The sequence below is a fragment of the Streptomyces rhizosphaerihabitans genome (genome assembly GCF_025399795.1).
GTDB classification, from domain to species: domain Bacteria; phylum Actinomycetota; class Actinomycetes; order Streptomycetales; family Streptomycetaceae; genus Streptomyces; species Streptomyces rhizosphaerihabitans.
The window spans coordinates 1-253 of the sequence record NZ_JAODTZ010000228.1 but is presented as its reverse complement, the minus strand read 5'-3'; the positions used below and the strand labels follow the sequence as shown (position 1 = coordinate 253).

At 68.0% G+C, this 253-nt stretch carries 1 protein-coding gene; it reads left to right on the top strand.

Features of this window, described 5'->3' with window-relative positions; all coding sequences use genetic code 11:
* Positions 1-253: carboxyl transferase domain-containing protein (locus N4G66_RS45525; protein WP_315903787.1), on the top strand; the 253-nt coding region annotated here is incomplete at both ends.

Below are 253 nucleotides of genomic sequence, written 5' to 3'. Positions count from 1 at the left end.
GAAGACCGGCTGCCCGGTCATCGGCATCAACGACTCGGGTGGCGCCCGGATCCAGGAGGGCGTCAGCGCGCTCGGCATGTACGGCGAGATCTTCCGCCGCAACACCCACGCCTCCGGTGTCATCCCGCAGATCAGCCTGGTCGTCGGCCCCTGCGCGGGCGGCGCGGTGTACTCCCCCGCCATCACCGACTTCACGGTCATGGTCGACCAGACCTCGCACATGTTCATCACCGGCCCGGACGTCATCAAGACG